Below are 844 nucleotides of genomic sequence, written 5' to 3'. Positions count from 1 at the left end.
GCTTCCACCTCGAACCTATCAACCTGATCATCTTTCAGGGATCTTACTAGCTTACGCTATGGGAAATCTCATCTTGAGGGGGGCTTCATGCTTAGATGCTTTCAGCACTTATCCCTTCCGCACATAGCTACCCAGCTATGCCCTTGGCAGAACAACTGGTACACCAGCGGTGCGTCCATCCCGGTCCTCTCGTACTAAGGACAGCTCCTCTCAAATTTCCTACGCCCACGACGGATAGGGACCGAACTGTCTCACGACGTTCTGAACCCAGCTCGCGTACCGCTTTAATGGGCGAACAGCCCAACCCTTGGGACCGACTACAGCCCCAGGATGCGATGAGCCGACATCGAGGTGCCAAACCTCCCCGTCGATGTGGACTCTTGGGGGAGATAAGCCTGTTATCCCCGGGGTAGCTTTTATCCGTTGAGCGATGGCCCTTCCATGCGGAACCACCGGATCACTAAGCCCGACTTTCGTCCCTGCTCGACTTGTAGGTCTCGCAGTCAAGCTCCCTTATGCCTTTGCACTCTACGAATGATTTCCAACCATTCTGAGGGAACCTTTGGGCGCCTCCGTTACACTTTAGGAGGCGACCGCCCCAGTCAAACTGCCCACCTGACACTGTCTCCCGGGTCGATAAGACCCGTAGGTTAGAATTTCAATACAGTCAGGGCGGTATCCCACCAGCGCCTCCACCGAAGCTAGCGCTCCGGTTTCAATGGCTCCCGCCTATCCTGTACAAACTGTACCAAAATTCAATATCAGGCTACAGTAAAGCTCCACGGGGTCTTTCCGTCCTGTCGCGGGTAACCTGCATCTTCACAGGTACTATAATTTCACCGAG

General features: G+C 54.3%; 1 rRNA gene. It reads right to left on the bottom strand.

Features of this window, described 5'->3' with window-relative positions:
- Positions 1-844: ribosomal RNA gene (locus JDS81_RS29765) — 23S ribosomal RNA — on the bottom strand; the annotation flags it as partial.

The organism is Bacillus cereus group sp. N31 (assembly GCF_016483245.1).
Taxonomy (GTDB): Bacteria; Bacillota; Bacilli; order Bacillales; family Bacillaceae_G; genus Bacillus_A; species Bacillus_A toyonensis.
Note: the sequence above shows the minus strand (reverse complement) of the source record. Positions and strands in the feature narration are given on the sequence as shown.